This window comes from Paenibacillus sp. FSL H7-0442 (assembly GCF_038593105.1).
Lineage (GTDB): Bacteria > Bacillota > Bacilli > Paenibacillales > Paenibacillaceae > Paenibacillus > Paenibacillus polymyxa_D.
This window is the reverse complement of the sequence record NZ_CP151963.1, coordinates 461,924-477,528: the sequence shown is the minus strand read 5'-3', so window position 1 is coordinate 477,528 and position 15,605 is coordinate 461,924. Positions and strand designations below refer to the sequence as shown.

Here is a 15,605-nt window from a genome sequence, read left to right as displayed (position 1 = left end):
TTATTTGGTTAAAAGCACGCGATGAACACCCTGGCTGCCTCCAGGAGCTGTACCTATATATAAATATCCATCATGGTTTACAGCCGTGGTTACCCCATAAAGCGAGCCTTCAGGATCATGCCAGCTTCCGATGAGTTTACCCTGCGGATTAAGCTCCACAGCAAGTCCATGCTTCACAGGTGCGCTTGCACCGCTGAGCAGCGATTGAGGCAATTTGGCCATCATTCCAGCCAGCCACGGGCTTCCATGCATCTGATCTACAAAGGGAATACGTGTCGTGAAGAGACCGACCCAGAAATGGCCTTGATCATCACGCGTAATGTTATCCGGAAAACCGGCGAGATTATCCGCAAAAATATCCGAAGTCCCTTTCTTCGGCCCTTTGAGCCAGTATCGGGTCAATTGGTAGTGATACGACTCTGCCACAAGTACAAAATCTTCATCCGCAGACAAGGCAACCCCGTTCGCAAAATAAAGACCTTCCAACAGAACTGTCGTCTGCTTGGTCGCCGGATTATATTTCAGCAAACGTCCATGCGGCTTGTTCTCGGCGATTTCTTTGAAGACTACACTGCCATAATTGGAGGTGTCAGAAAAATAAATGGTACCATCTTTGGCAATATCCAGCTCGTTGGCCAAATAGATCGGTGTGTCGTCGACTTGATTGGCCAACACCGTCACGTTTCTGGATGGATCTACCGACAGCAGCCCCTTCTTAACATCCGTAACGATCAGATTTCCACTTGCATCAAACATAAGTCCATTGGGCGTTCCTTTGGTATCTGCATATAGCTGGGCCTTTTGCGGATTGCCCTTTGTATCAAAGACAACCTTATAAATTTTCCCATCGGAGTCTCCCGTATATAAATTTCCTTCCTTGTCAAAGGTGATAAATTCCGGAAACTTAGGGGCATCTGTAACAAGCTCTGCGGAGCTGAGTTTGTTGTTTTGTTGCCATGGACCCGCTTGTTCAAAAGAGGGGGCCGAAGGTGCAAGCCATTTTGCAGGCTGTACAGGGGAAGGGATGAGCATAAAAATAACCACTCCCAGAAGGATTACCGACAGCAGCGATAATCCGGTTCTGCGTACCCACTTACGCGGTTTTTTATTCTTTCTTTCTTGAGAATCTTTGACAGATAAATCAGGTTTACTGGGCATTAGAGTGCCTCCTATGTGATGTGAATAATATTTCAGCATTTTGCATAATTCAATTCCCAACGCTCGAAAGTACACTATATAGACGAACTAAACCGTTTCGATCTATATATTACTGATTTGAAATCGCTCTTGGGATTTATGCAAAATGCTCATTTATATTTGAACGACGATTTTACCGAAATACTGTTTTCCTTCAGCCAAAAGTGCGAAGGCTTCGCCGATTCGGCTGAGCGGGAATACCCGGTCGATGACAGGATGTAAACGATGGCGGGAAATGGCACGATTCATGTTTTCGAAATGTTCCCGGTTACCAACCTGGCTACCGCGAATCGTTGCAGCCTTCTGCAAAATGCTAGTGACATCGAACTCAGGAATGGTCAAGCCCGATAAGAATCCGACCATGCTCACAGTCCCTCCGGTACGAAGTGCATTGATGGATTGCGCCATTGTTGCCGCTCCCCCTACATCCAGGACATGGTCGACTCCGCCGTCTGTCAGCTCCAGAGCCACCTTATCCCACTTTGGAACCTCCGAATAGTTGATTGTCTGCCATGCGCCGAGAGCCTTTGCCCGTTCCAGCTTGTCATTGCTGCTCGATGTGATAATTACCCGTGCTCCCGCCATCAGAGAGAATTGAAGCCCAAAGATGGAAACACCGCCTGCTCCTTGCAAGAGCACCGTATCTCCCGCTCGCAGCCCACCGGATTCCATCAGCATGCTCCATGCGGTTAATGCCGCAATCGGCAAAGTGGAAGCCTCCTCCCAAGATAGATGATCCGGAATGGCGACGACCCCCTCTTCATGCAGAACGATATATTCAGCCGCCACTCCACTGAGCGGGCCTCCCAGACTGTCCTTTAAGACCTCCGCTCTCGTGCTCCCGCCAATGAATTTCTGTTGTAAATTTGCCGCTACTCTTTGTCCTACCTGAAATTTTGTCACCCCTTCGCCCACAGCTACAATTTCACCCGCTCCATCGGATAACGGAATGAAGGGAAATTGAATGCCGATCGGCATGACTCCGTTAATAATTACCAAATCACGGTAATTGAGGGACGCTGCCCTTATGCGGATCAGAACTTCCAGCCGTCCCGGCACCGGTGTGTCAAGTTCCGTCAAGGTTAACTCTTCAAAGCCAAAACCGTTTTTCAGTTGCACTGCTTTCATTTTGGTTGTCCTCCCTGTATTGTTAAACCTTTTACCTAATATAGATACATCGTATCACCAAGGAAACAATGTTTCCTATATAGTACACTGTATCCAATTGTCTTCAAAACGTCAATCTTTACTTTTAAAAAAAACGGTCGTAAACTGCTTCCGGGCTTTTAACGTCCCTTACCAAGTAAAATTGGAGACTGGATGGCTTTGCTTGCCAGAGCTTGTTCAGGTGGGCAAGCATGACCAAAAAACGCGAGTTGCAGGGGTGAAATAACCTCTGCACTCGCGTTTTTTACATTAATGCTTATACGACAGCCTTATTTAAGCTCCAATTTTTATAAACTACATCTACTTAAATTTGTTCCTGACTATATTACGCTGCTAAGCATAAAATTGGTGGGCGGACCAGGCTCCGGCTTGCCAAACAAATAACCCTGAGCCAGTGACACACCTGCTTCACGACAAAATTCAAAATCCTCTATCTGCTCTACTCCTTCAGCCAACACTTGGCCTCCAAAACGAAAAGCCGATTCTACAATTCCTGTGATTTGCCGCTTCTGATTACTGTTACTATGACAGCCGTCAATTATACTACGGTCAATTTTGACATAATCCGGCTGAAGGCAATTCATAAGCTCTGTCGTAGAATAGCCTGCCCCCACATCGTCCAGGGCAACTGAAACTCCTCGATTACGATACTGCTCAAAGATATGATGCAAAAAATTAAGGTCGTCTATCTCTTCCGTTTCTACGACCTCAAATACAAAATCCTTCGTACTCATGGATAACCGATCAATCGTCTCAAAGGTGTGATTCAAGCAATAAGCCGGATTATAAATGGTGGAAGGGAGAAAGTTAATAAAACGTTTAATCCCCGCCGGAAGGCATGTTGCACTTTTTTCAATAGCGGAAAAACGAGCCGAGCGATCCAGATGAGCATGCAAGCCAGCTTCACGGGCGACTTCAAACAGTCGGAAAGGCTGAAAGGGTCTCTCTGCATGTGACGGACGCAGCAAAAACTCAAACCCGATAATATCCAGCTTGTGGTCAACAATAGGCTGCATATGGCTGGAAAAACTTTGATCCTTAATAATACTCACGATATCCGGATGTTGCAGTCTGGCTTGCAATTGACTAAATAAAAGCCAGTCCTCATATCCTTCGACATGATGCAAGCCAGTCACCACAACTTGTATATGGTTCAAGTATTCCTGCGGCAGACGAGCCAGTCCGTTAACCAGCTGTTCCAACTCTGAACGGCTCTCATAGCGAAACTCTATGCCGCCCTCACGCTCATGTTGCTGCTTCATTTGTTCCGATAGCATACCCAAACCATCTAATGCTGGAGTAAGCGACACCCTGGAATACCTAATTCTAAGCAATCCTTGATCCTTTATAGGTAATATGATGCTGCAATTGCTGCATGTCATAATGGTCCTCCTCGGAACAATTTTCCGGTTTTTTCACCATTATATCACAAATAACTAGAACAAAAGTACTATATAATTACGTTTTTTTACAAAAAAGCAGCTTTTTTTAACGATAACTTAGGACTTAAGTACATATTCGACAAAAACAAAACCTTTTTACACTCATAATAATTCGGGGCTGTTTTTTGATATTAAAAAAAGCAGCAAATCTCTTGGTTAAAGAGACTTGCTGCTTCATTCTGATATTAAACGAAAACTAAAATTCGAAGTTATTTGGATGCCTTTGGCTTTGTTGTTTTAGCTGGTTTAACAACCGCCGGTTTGGTCGTTTTAACAGCTGGCTTTGCTGTTGCTTTCGCGGGAGCCACAGCTTCCTTTACAGAAGTCGTTGCTGTACTAGGCTTAGCGCCAGCTTTTAAGCTGTATTTGGCAAAACCGTCTGCCGCGCTGCTCAAGTATGAAATTTGTTGATTGCCTGCCAGCACGTCTTTGGCATCAGGAGAGGACTCGAAAGTAACCTTTGCCTGACCAAAAGAAGCAATAGACCAGTTGCCATCCGCCGATGGATTAATCGTTCCGTTCGTACGGATATAGTCAACAACGACTTGACGACTTTCATCCGGTGCTGCCATCACAATTCGTTTGCCATCTGGGTTGGCCAGTTTGGATGAGGAAGCACGATAGTTATTGGTGGCTACGATAAATTTCTGTGCAGGATCTATAGCCTTTCCATTGTATTGCAGATCCTTGATACGATGCGCTGAAGAATCAATAATAGTTCCCTTGGCATCATACCGTGCAGGCTGCGTTACATCAATCTGATAATTCACACCATCAATGACATCAAAATTGTAGGTTGGGAAATCCTTGTTGATCAGCGATTGCTCCTCAGTTTGCTTTGGATCAATACGGTTGAACTGACCCGCAGACCACTCCAGCCATTCCTGAATTTCAGCACCGGTCACTTCTACAGCATGAACCGTGTTCGGGTACACATACAGGTCGGACACGTTTTTAATCGCTACCGTACCTTCAGGAATATTAGTGTAATACTCGGCTCCGTTTCGACCGCCGGCCTTGAATGGAGCGCCTGCCGACAATACTGGAAGATTTTCGTATTCAGTTCCTTTAAGATGGTTTTGAACATACCATTTCTGTGCATTCGTCACAATTTGAATGGAAGGGTCGTCCTGCACTAATGCAAAATAGCTGGTAATTGGCGCCGTCGTTGTTCCTACAGGCTGGCGAATATAATCCAGCGTTCCTTGATGCTCTTCTTTGACCGCATCAATCAGTTTGAATTCAGGCGTAAACTTCACAGTCTGATTGGTAGTACTCACTACCGGACGCACTTGAGACTGAGAGTCGATTACGTTCCATTCACTCTTTTCCTTTTCCAGAGTCAGGTCAATAATGCCCAAATCCTTGCCCCATGAAGAAGCTTCCACGGCCGGTACGCCATTAATGGTTCCCTTATCCAGATCTACACCCTTCATATCTTTAAAATCAGGGCCTGGGAAAGATTTATGAGCATGCCCAAACAGAATCGCGTTAATTCCTTCCACCTGGCTCAAATATTTAACAGCATTCTCCATCATTGGCGTTTGTGGCACATCCTCATAACCTGTGTGCGCAAGCACGACAATAATGTCGGCACCTTCCGTTTTCATTTGAGGAATAAACTTTTTCGCCGTTTCCACAATATCCTTCGTAACGACCTTATCCTTTAAATTGGCTTCATCCCATTGCATAATTTGAGGTGTTACCAGGCCGATTACACCCACTTTGAGTGTATGCTGATCACCTTTTTCATCCGTTACTGTTTTATCAAGAATCTGATAAGGGGTAAAATAATTTTTAGTAGCTTGACCCCCCTTGTCAACATAAACATTCGCATTTACGTAAGGGAAATCGGCTCCCTTGAGCGATTTCTCCAGAAAGCCTAGACCATAGTTGAATTCGTGGTTGCCCACTGTAGCCGCATCATAGCCCATCAAGTTCATCATCTTGTAGACCGGATGGACGCCGCCTTCTTTCTCGAAGGTTTTATTTCTGGCCATATAATCACCTAATGGATTGCCCTGCAATAAATCACCGTTATCGAACAACATGCTGTTTCTCGCTTCACTACGCGCCTGTTGGATTAGTCCGGCTGTGTTAATCAAGCCATATTCGTTGGTTTCTTTGTCCGAGTAGTAATCGTAGTTCATCAGGGACGCATGAATATCCGTTGTTTCCATGATCCGCAGATTCACCGTAGCTTCATCGCGGGATTTGTTAGCTGCCCAAGATGGAGCGGCCGAAAACACCAGCATGCTACAAGCTACAACTGCTGCTGTAAACCCTTTAAACCAATTTTTACGTAATAACAAAATATACCCCTCCTCATTAAGGTGTATGCCTCATATACATACTTTTGCACATATATGTAAGCCTTGAACCCACCATTTCTATTTTAATCCAACGCCAGACAAAAGAGTAGTCATTTACTTAAAATTATTTATGAAAAAATAATTATTTTTCTCAAACATAAAAAAACCAGCAAACCTCCTAATAAAAACTCGGAGATTCACTGGTTTATCCATTTATATTCGTATTATTTCTTCCACACCTGGCGCTCCGTTTGCTGACCCACATACTCAATGCGAGTCGGATTCACGTCCAGAATGACATAATCGGGATCATCCGGTCCGGAGAACCATTCCTTCAAGGAATCGTTCCACACTTGTTTGCGCAGCCCCTCATCAGCTGTAATCTGGACGGTAGCCTCCACTTCTACAACTTCCTTCGTACCGCCAACCTCATAACCCAGCAGCAGATAAGCATTCGGATTGTCCTTTAGCTCATCCACTTTATGCGTTTTGCGATCTGTCGCCAGATGAATGTTCATTCCATCGTTAAAAAGGGCCATATAGCGTACTTTCGGTTTGCCACCCTCTACCGTACCTAACGAACAAAATTTGTTGTTATCCAAAGCCTTCACAATGGCTTGTTCCAGTTGGTTGCGATCCAATGTTTCCGTTTTACCCACAGTACAACAACTCCTTTTCACGAATTAGAATTCTCTACGGCCATGCCATTGGGCACCAGCCCATCTGAACCTACCTGCGCAGCTGTTCTGAAAATAACATGACCGGATCGAATCGGATTGATTCATACTCATTTTCAGATCAAAGCTCACAGTAAAAGTGTACCCTGTCGTTCGGCAAATGAACCGTTATCTCTCCCTTCATGCTGGACAGACCCGCATTCAAAGCATATAATCGTCGTAGTAAACCCGAATAAATGAACCCATTAAACCATACAATGCCAGGGGTGCTGGAATCGGCCGGCTGAGAGTGTGTCCCAAGACACTGACCCTTACAACCTGATCTGGGTAATGCCAGCGTAGGAATGCTTAAGCAAGATGTGCCTTCTTTACATAGGACCATCCCTTACTTTGGTATATACAAGCGCAAGCGTCCCGGAAACTCGGGGCGCTTTTTTGTTGAGGATTAAGTTGTTGGAAAGATCGCGTCCGGCAGATGTTATTTTTATGAAAATGGGAAACTTAAGCTGTCTGATTGGATGGATAACGGGTAATCAAAAGGAGAGAACACTAACGATGAAGCGCATGAAAATATTAAGCCTGGGACTGATCAGTCTGTGGCTCATGGCCCTGACCCTGACCGCTTGCGGTGGAAGTCCCCCTACATCCCAAGAAGCAGCTTCCGCTACCGACACTCAAACGTCTACTCCGGCAAAGGGGCTCAAAGATGTTAAAATCGTGCTCGACTGGACACCCAATACGAATCATACGGGACTCTATGTCGCCAAGGACAAAGGATTTTACGAAAAAGCAGGTTTAAATGTCCAAATTGTTCAACCTGGTTCAGGCGGAGCCGATCAAATGGTTGCTTCTAATGCTGCACCTTTTGGTATCAGCTACCAAGAAGGCGTCACACAGGCCCGCACGCAAGGTGTGCCGCTTGTATCCATCGCTGCGGTGATTCAGCATAATACCTCAGGCTTCGCAGCCCCGGTAGATCGCGGAATTAAAAGCCCGAAAGATTTTGAAGGTAAAAAATACGGCGGTTGGGGCTCTCCCGTAGAAGAAGCGGTCATGAAATCCATCATGGATTCAGACAAAGGCGATGTGAGCAAAGTGAAGATCGTCAACATGGGCAATGCAGACTATTTTACAGCCGTGAAGCGGGATATCGACTTTGCCTGGATTTTCTACGCATGGACCGGAATCGAGGCCCAACTTCGAGATGAGCCATTGGATATGCTGTATGTAAAAGATTATTCCAAAAGCCTCGACTACTATACGCCTGTAATTGTGAGCAACGAACAGACGATAAAAAATGATCCCGAGCTGGTCAAAGCGTTCATGGACGCTACCGCCCAAGGCTATGAATACACTATCGCCCATCCGGAAGAAGCCGCGGACATCTTAAGCAAAGCTGTACCGGAGCTGGATAAAAAACTGGTACTTGCCAGCCAAAAATGGCTAAGCCCACGTTATCAGGATGATGCCGCGCAATGGGGCGTGCAAAAAGCGGAGGTATGGCAAAACTATTCGGACTGGATGTACGAACGCAAGCTGCTCAGCAAGCCTTTGGAAGTCGATAAGGCCTTCACAAACGACTTCTTGCCCAAGCGCTGACCATTTGTTAAAACGCTAAATAAGACTGAACTAGAGAAGTGAACGAAGCGCCACTACGCAGTCGGATGGTGCTTCCCATCGCCACCGCCCCGGATTTCTTAATAAAAACTTATGATTAATGTAGAAATCCGGGGAGGTTATGCTTCCGAAGCGAGCTTTCCTACGGAAAGCTTTTAAAGCGAACGCTAACGCTTGTACAGCACCATTCCGCCCACTTCGTTCTCGTTCAACTTGGTTTATTCTTTAGTTTCATATTATCTAAGCGCTAAGTAGGTGCGCTTGTGTGTTAAAAATGCCGCACAAACCAGCTTTAAAAATAGGGTGCTTTTAAGGCGGGCAGCAGCGGAGCGGTTCATTTGAATCTGGAGAAGCGGAGCGTTCGCCTTTGCAGGGGAATTCTTACCTTTGAAAACTTAAATAATCCAAGAATCCCCCTGCAACAGCGATCGTAAGACCAAATGAAACGCGGAGCGGTCTCAAACGCCTTAAACCACCCTATTTTCTCTAAAACACTCCAAATGAAGGACAGGTGAATTTGCATGGCTAATACACTGCTCAGTATTCAAGTAATCCCTAAAACTCCTAATAACGAGGACTCTTACCCGTATGTAGATAAGGCGATTGAGGTCATTCAGCGCTCCGGTGTCAAACATCAGGTGAACCCATTGGATACGACCATGGAGGGCGAGCTCGACGAGTTGCTGAAAGTGGTTAAAGAAATGCATGAGGCTTTGACGGAAGCGGGCAGTCCCAGCGTCATTTCACAGATCAAAATCGCACATAACCCACAAGGCATCAGCATGAACAAGCTGACCGAGAAATATCGCCCATGAATCCGAAAGGCAAGAACGCATCCTGGTGGAAAAGCGTATGGCCGCCCCTTGTGGCGGTCCTCTTCTTTTTAGCAGCCTGGCAGGGGGCGGTTTCCTATTTACATATTGAATCCTGGCTACTGCCAGCTCCATTCCTCATCGTACAGGAGGGCATGGCCCAGACGGCGCTGCTTGGTGCCCATACATGGGCTACAATTCGCCTGACACTTGTGGGATTCGCTATAGGGACAGCAACGGGACTGTTGATCGCCATCGTTCTTCATACCATTCCTTTTCTCAAATCCGCCCTGTATCCGCTGCTTATCCTGAGCCAAAACATTCCGATCATCGCCCTGGGGCCGCTGCTCATGGTGTGGTTTGGTTTTGGCATGCTGCCCAAGCTGATGGTCATTACCTTAGTATGCTTTTTTCCCGTGGCTGTAGCGACCATGGACGGGCTGACACGGACGGACCGTATGATGATGAACTATATGCAGATGTCGGGTGCAGGTCGCATGGCTATTTTTATGAAGCTGGAGTTGCCACACTCGTTGCCGCAAGTATTCTCCGGCATCAAGATTGCTGCCACCTACAGTGTGATGGGCGCAATTATTGCCGAATGGATTGGTGCGAGCGAAGGAATCGGATATTATATGCTGCTGCAAAAATCGGCCTATCGCACGGACCTCATTTTTGCCGCCATCGGCATCATTGTCGCGCTCAGTTTACTGATGTTTGTCATCATAGTACTACTGGAAAAATGGCTGGTTCGCTGGAAACCGGATCAGGAATAGCTTCCTCCTTGAATTAAATACAGCAAAGAAAGGACGTGGCACATATGAGTCTGCATCCGACTGACTTATCATCACACAACGTGGCTAATGAACAACGAGCCGGGGACCAGCAGAGTCCTTCAACTGCCCCTTCTGCTCTGGAATTGGACGGGATCAGCCTCGCCTTCCGCGAAAAGCGAAGCTTACTGCCCGTGCTGCAGGATGTATCCCTCACAGTCAAGCCGGGAGAATTCGTTTCTCTCATCGGTCCGTCAGGCAGCGGCAAAAGTACGCTGTTTCACATCATCGGCGGGCTACTCAAACCACAGCAGGGACGTATCCGTATGCACGGACGAGACATGACTGGTGAACGTGGGCATATCAGCTATATGCCACAGCAGTCCGCCCTTTTCCCGTGGCGCACCACGCTGGATAATGTACTGCTTGGGCAGGAAAATGCTCCACGTAAAAATACAGCAGTCCCCCCTCAGTACGCCAGTGAACGCGAACGTCGCAAAGAAGCCCTGCAATGGCTCGAGCAGGTTGGACTAGGCAAATTCGCCAAGGCGTATCCACATACGCTGTCTGGTGGAATGCAACAGCGTGCAGCCTTTCTTCGCGCACTGCTCAGCCCGCAGGAATTAATGCTGCTGGATGAGCCGTTCAGCGCACTCGACGCGCTGACACGTGCAGATATGCAGCAATGGTTACTGCGGATGTGGGAGAAGAACCGCCGCTCTGTGCTGTTCATTACCCACAGCATTGAAGAAGCGCTGCTGCTCTCCGACCGCATTTATGTGCTGTCAGCGCGACCTGCTTCGGTGGTGCATGTCGTAGATGTCCCTTTTCCCCGCCCGCGTAGGGAAGAAATCACCCTCGATCCTCTCTTTATTGAATGGAAGCGAACCATGACCGGCTGGATGCGTGAGGAAAAGTACAAACTGGACGGCGACATGGACAATGCTCAGAGCGTTCACAAGAATATCCCGGAAGATGGATTGAATCGGCATGAGTGACGTAAAAGTTCGATGTGCATCGAAATGGAACAGCCAAACAAAGCTAGGCTTGGATTTGACCACAACAAGACCCGCTCCATTAATCGACGCGCACATTCATGTAGACAGCTACCCGCCCGAGCAACAGAAGCTATTGCTCGCTTCACTTGCTGATAGCAGCGTCCAAGCTGTGATAGCCGTGTCGATGCATCTGGACTCCGGCCGAGCCAATCTACGGTTAGCCGAGCGTTACCCTGGGCTAGTACGGCCAGCCTTTGGCTTTCATCCCGAACAGGCCCTTCCACCGCAAACTGAGCTTGACCTCTTGTTCGACTGGATGGACGAACATGTACAGCAGATGGTCGCCGTGGGTGAAGTCGGCTTACCCTATTACAATCGGCTAGAAGCCTCGCAGAGCGGAGCTCCTTTTGACCTCGCTCCCTACATAGTGCTACTGGAGCGTTTCATCCAGTTTGCAAGCAAGCATAGCAAGCCCATTGTCCTGCACGCCGTTTATGAAGACGCAGACATCGCCTGTGACCTTCTGGAACGTCACGGCGTCATGCAGGCGCATTTTCACTGGTTTAAAGGCTCTGCCGCCACGACCGAACGTATCGCCCGGAACGGCTATTATGTCTCCTTCACACCGGATCTCCTGTACGAAGAAGAGATCCGCAGTTTGGCAAGACAGTATCCGTCTGATCAGATCATGGCAGAGACAGACGGTCCCTGGCCGTTCGAGGGTCCTTTTACCGGACAACAGACACATCCCCGGATGACTGCCGACGTCATTCGCGCGTACAGCAAGCTGACCCAGCAAGATGAATCTGCCGTCCATCAATTATTTTATGAAAATACGAGACGCTTTTACTCACTATCTGATGGATAAAGGTATACCAGCTGTTTACTGACTGGAAGGTTTACAACCACAACATGCAACCAAAGCAAAGAACCTCCTTATTTACGCGGAACTTCATCATACGTAAATAAGGAGGTTCTTGTATTTTCAAACGTATATAGCTCAAATGTACTTGTATTTTGCAGAGTTTTTTGTCGCTACTCAAATTTTATTGCTTCAGGAAACCCTTCTGTTCCAAAAATGGCTTCAACTGCAAGCGTGCTGGCTCGGTCAATCTTCCGGCCATTTGCTCAGACCATGGCGTAGAGCGTTGACCGCCCGTACGTTCCTTCAAATATTCCGCTGATGTGTGATCGTATACCTCTACAGCTTTCATCGTCTGATTTTTGTCGTAGCCGTTCATATGCAAAACACCGGACAGCGGAAGACGTGGACGCAAGCCCGTTTCCTGATCCGGTACACCAATACACATACCAAATACTGGATACACCAGCTCTGGCAACCCTAACAACTCAGACACCTCTGCTATGTTAGTACGAATGCCGCCAATGTAGACGATGCCCAAGCCCAGTGATTCAGCGGCTACCGCTGCATTTTGTGCAGCTAACGCGGCATCAATAGTCGCAACCGTATAATTTTCAACGGACCCTTCATAGGAAGGCTGACCTGGCTGATGGTGGAGCGTGACCTGTTTCAAGCGATACAGGTCTGCGCACCATACCAAAAACGCAGGGCATTGCTCAACGTAAGCCTGCCCTCCTGCCAACTCCGCCAGTTTTGTTTTCAAAGAAGGCTCGGTAACGGCGATAACGGTATATGCCTGCACATTGCTGGACGAGGAAGCCATTTGGCCAGCTGCCACAATAGCTGCGAGCTGCTCGTCGGTAATGGGGGCTGACTTGAATTTTCGCACAGACCGGTGATTCATCAACAAGGAAATCGTATCATTCATGACTGCTTCACTCCTAATCCATAATATAAGCTCTTTATCTACTTCAAGCTGTGAGTATACGAAGAAGTTCTTGCATGCTTGCATGGCACTCCTACAAATATTATGGAACTTTCGCGAATGATAAGCAACCTGACGTAATGAAAGTTGAATGGTTTTAAAAAACCAAACACAACAAAAAGCAAGCACGCAGAGAAACCAACCAATTGCGCGTACTTGCTCTATACTCTGATAATAACTTTATCTCGATACAGAAGTCCGACAGCACGTTATCCTGCCGATACATCCATACACTTACAGCTTTACTCGTTGGAGACGCAGCGCATTCAGCACAACTGAAACAGAGCTAAATGCCATGGCCGCTCCCGCCAACCATGGGGCAAGGAAGCCCAAAGCAGCTATCGGAATACCGATCACGTTATACCCGAGCGCCCAAAACAGATTTTGCCGTATGTTTGTCATGGTCCGGCGGCTCATTTCAATCGCGTCAGGAATGCTGTTCAGGTTGCCGCGCATGAGGGTAATATCCGCCGCCTCCATGGCCACATCCGTTCCCGTACCCATCGCCATACCAATATTAGCAGTAGCCAGCGCAGGCGCATCGTTAATACCATCCCCAACCATAGCTACGATCATGCCTTGTTCCTGAAGCCGTTTCACTTCCTCAGCCTTTCCTTCAGGTAGCACCTCCGCCAGCACTCGTTCAATTCCGGCCTCGGCGGCAACAGCCCGCGCAGTCCGTTCATTGTCACCAGTAATCATAATGACTTCAATGTTCATCGCCCGCAGACGAGCAACGGCCTCCCGTGACGTTTCTTTAATCGTGTCCGCTACGGCCACCAGTCCGGCATAGGAACCGTCCACAGCGACCAGCATCGCGGTTTTCCCTTCTTTTTCCAGATTGTTCATATACTGCTCAGCTAAGTCATCTATTGCGATGCCTTCCCTGCTCATCAATCGGCGTGTACCGGCCAATACCTGTTTACCTTCCACATGTGCCTTCACACCATAACCCGGAATATTTTCAAAATCTGTCGGTCCTACTAGCTCAATGCCTCGATCTGCAATCCCCTTTACAATGGCTTCCGCCAGCGGATGCTCTGAGCTTTTTTCTGCCGCACCGAGCAACCGCAGCAAATCCTTTTCAGCCATGCCGCTTGCTCCAACCATAACATCCGTCAGCTCTGGCTTGCCATTCGTAACTGTACCTGTCTTATCCAACACCACTGCGTTGACTGAACGGGTCATCTCCAAATGCTCGCCGCCCTTGAACAGAATACCATATTCAGCGGCACGTCCCGATCCTGCCATAATGGACGTTGGAGTAGCCAATCCGAGCGCACAAGGGCAAGCAATGACGAGAACTGCAATCATTTTCTCCAGTGAGCCTGCAAAATCAGTCGGCGTCACAAGGAAAAACCAGACGATAAAGGCCAACACAGCGATAGCAACAACAATGGGGACAAAAATACCGGAAATCTGATCCGCAATCCGCTGAATGGGAGCCTTGGAGTTTTGCGCATCTTCCACGACCTTAATAATACGGGACAACGCCGTATCACCACCCACACGCTCGGCCTGGATACGTAATATCCCGTTTTTATTGAGCGTCGCTCCTGTAACTGCGGAACCAGCTTCTTTTTCAACCGGCAGACTCTCACCACTTAACATGGATTCGTCCACTGCCGAACGTCCGTCTACGACCACACCATCGACAGGAATTTTCTCGCCGGGTCGTACAATAAAGATATCCTTCACACGTACCTGTTCAATCGGAATATCAAGCTCTTGCCCATCACGTACTACACGTGCCGTTGTCGCCTGTAGACTCATCAGGCTCTTGATCGCCTCGGACGAACGCCCTTTGGCTACCGCTTCGAACCATTTACCAACCAAAATAAGCGTAATTAGCACCGCACTTGTCTCGTAATACAGCTCCGGCATGGTCATGACAGGCATTCCCGCCATCCCCTCCATAACATCAGCCGGACGCAGAGTAAGGTACAAGCTGTAAAAGTAAGCCGCAGACGTACCCAGTGCAACTAACACATCCATATTCGAACTGCCGTTACGAAGCGCTTTGTACGCGCCCACATAAAACTGCCAACCAATGACGAACTGAATCGGCGTTGTCAGCACTAGTTGGAACCATGGATTCAAGAACAGTTCTGGCACATAAATCCATGATGTAAAGGAAAAATGAGCCCCCATCGCCCACAACAACGGCAACGACAGCACTGCGGACACAATCCACTTCCATTTTTTACGATGGATATCCTTACTGCGGACATCCGCGATATTGTCCTCAGCGCTCTGCGGGATCGCTCCGTAGCCTAGCTGTTCAATCTTGCTCACCAGATCACCAACCGCAATACTCCCCGCGGCATATTCCACATGAGCGGTTTCCATCGCCAAATTTACCGTGGCACCTGTTACACCAGGCATCCGATTCAATCCCTTTTCAATCCGGGTTGCACAGGCCGCGCAAGTCATGCCCGTTACATTCAGATTGGCTTCTTCACTTACAGTTCCAAACCCAAGAGAAGCAATTTTATCGCGGAATTCAGCGATCTCCACCTGCTTGGGATCATAGGATATCGACACCTGCTCCAAAGCCAAATTCACATTAGCCTGTGCCACACCATCTATTCGCTTTAAACCTTTCTCAATACGGCTTGCGCAGGCGGCACAGGACATCCCTGTAATGTGAAGCGTTGTCTGCTTGTCACCGTCGGTCGCACGGTTTTCCATGGTATAACCCTCCTCCTATACCCCAGTGGGGTATATCATATCCAAAAAGAAAAAGCTTCTAATACGGAAGCT

At 47.8% G+C, this 15,605-nt stretch carries 12 protein-coding genes and 1 riboswitch; of the genes, 5 read left to right on the top strand and 7 right to left on the bottom strand.

The window, feature by feature from the left end:
• From MHH57_RS02120 to MHH57_RS02100, 5 genes are all read right to left on the bottom strand, one after another.
• Positions 1-1,158, bottom strand: coding sequence for an SMP-30/gluconolactonase/LRE family protein (locus tag MHH57_RS02120; RefSeq protein ID WP_342434773.1), 1,158 nt, complete (start codon positions 1,156-1,158; stop codon positions 1-3).
• Positions 1,159-1,311: 153 nt separating this feature from the next.
• A complete protein-coding gene (locus tag MHH57_RS02115) occupies positions 1,312-2,325 on the bottom strand; it encodes an NAD(P)-dependent alcohol dehydrogenase (RefSeq protein WP_342434772.1) in 1,014 nt (337 codons plus the stop codon).
• 359 nt (positions 2,326-2,684) lie between these two features.
• Positions 2,685-3,746, bottom strand: a complete 1,062-nt coding sequence (locus tag MHH57_RS02110; protein ID WP_342434771.1) for an EAL domain-containing protein — start codon at positions 3,744-3,746, stop codon at positions 2,685-2,687.
• A gap of 269 nt (positions 3,747-4,015) precedes the next feature.
• Positions 4,016-6,118, bottom strand: a complete 2,103-nt coding sequence (locus MHH57_RS02105) for a bifunctional 2',3'-cyclic-nucleotide 2'-phosphodiesterase/3'-nucleotidase (RefSeq protein WP_340931228.1) — start codon at positions 6,116-6,118, stop codon at positions 4,016-4,018.
• 224 nt (positions 6,119-6,342) lie between these two features.
• Positions 6,343-6,777, bottom strand: a complete 435-nt coding sequence (locus MHH57_RS02100) for a pyridoxamine 5'-phosphate oxidase family protein (protein ID WP_029514695.1) — start codon at positions 6,775-6,777, stop codon at positions 6,343-6,345.
• A gap of 270 nt (positions 6,778-7,047) precedes the next feature.
• A riboswitch (TPP riboswitch) is annotated at positions 7,048-7,157 on the top strand.
• Between the two features lie 193 nt (positions 7,158-7,350).
• Between MHH57_RS02100 and MHH57_RS02095 the strand changes: the two genes are divergently transcribed.
• From MHH57_RS02095 to MHH57_RS02075, 5 genes are all read left to right on the top strand, one after another.
• Positions 7,351-8,394, top strand: coding sequence for an ABC transporter substrate-binding protein (locus MHH57_RS02095; protein ID WP_029514694.1), 1,044 nt, complete (start codon positions 7,351-7,353; stop codon positions 8,392-8,394).
• 539 nt (positions 8,395-8,933) lie between these two features.
• Entirely contained in the window at positions 8,934-9,227 is a 294-nt protein-coding gene (locus MHH57_RS02090; RefSeq protein WP_016818835.1) for an MTH1187 family thiamine-binding protein, read from the top strand.
• A complete protein-coding gene (locus MHH57_RS02085; RefSeq protein WP_342434770.1) occupies positions 9,224-10,000 on the top strand; it encodes an ABC transporter permease in 777 nt (258 codons plus the stop codon). Before MHH57_RS02090 ends, MHH57_RS02085 begins: the two co-directional genes overlap by 4 nt.
• Positions 10,001-10,044: 44 nt before the next feature.
• The gene (locus MHH57_RS02080; RefSeq protein ID WP_029514692.1) at positions 10,045-10,995 is read left to right on the top strand and encodes an ABC transporter ATP-binding protein; all 951 of its coding nucleotides are present in this window, start codon (positions 10,045-10,047) and stop codon (positions 10,993-10,995) included.
• Positions 10,996-11,050: 55 nt separating this feature from the next.
• The gene (locus MHH57_RS02075; RefSeq protein ID WP_069010961.1) at positions 11,051-11,863 is read left to right on the top strand and encodes a TatD family hydrolase; all 813 of its coding nucleotides are present in this window, start codon (positions 11,051-11,053) and stop codon (positions 11,861-11,863) included.
• A gap of 178 nt (positions 11,864-12,041) precedes the next feature.
• Here the strand turns inward: MHH57_RS02075 and nfsA are convergent, their stop codons facing one another.
• Both nfsA and MHH57_RS02065 read right to left on the bottom strand, forming a co-directional pair.
• Positions 12,042-12,785: an oxygen-insensitive NADPH nitroreductase gene (gene nfsA, locus MHH57_RS02070; RefSeq protein WP_318627665.1), complete on the bottom strand. Its 744-nt coding sequence runs from the start codon at positions 12,783-12,785 to the stop codon at positions 12,042-12,044.
• 291 nt (positions 12,786-13,076) lie between these two features.
• The gene (locus MHH57_RS02065; protein ID WP_342434769.1) at positions 13,077-15,533 is read right to left on the bottom strand and encodes a heavy metal translocating P-type ATPase; all 2,457 of its coding nucleotides are present in this window, start codon (positions 15,531-15,533) and stop codon (positions 13,077-13,079) included.
• Positions 15,534-15,605 lie beyond the last annotated feature (72 nt).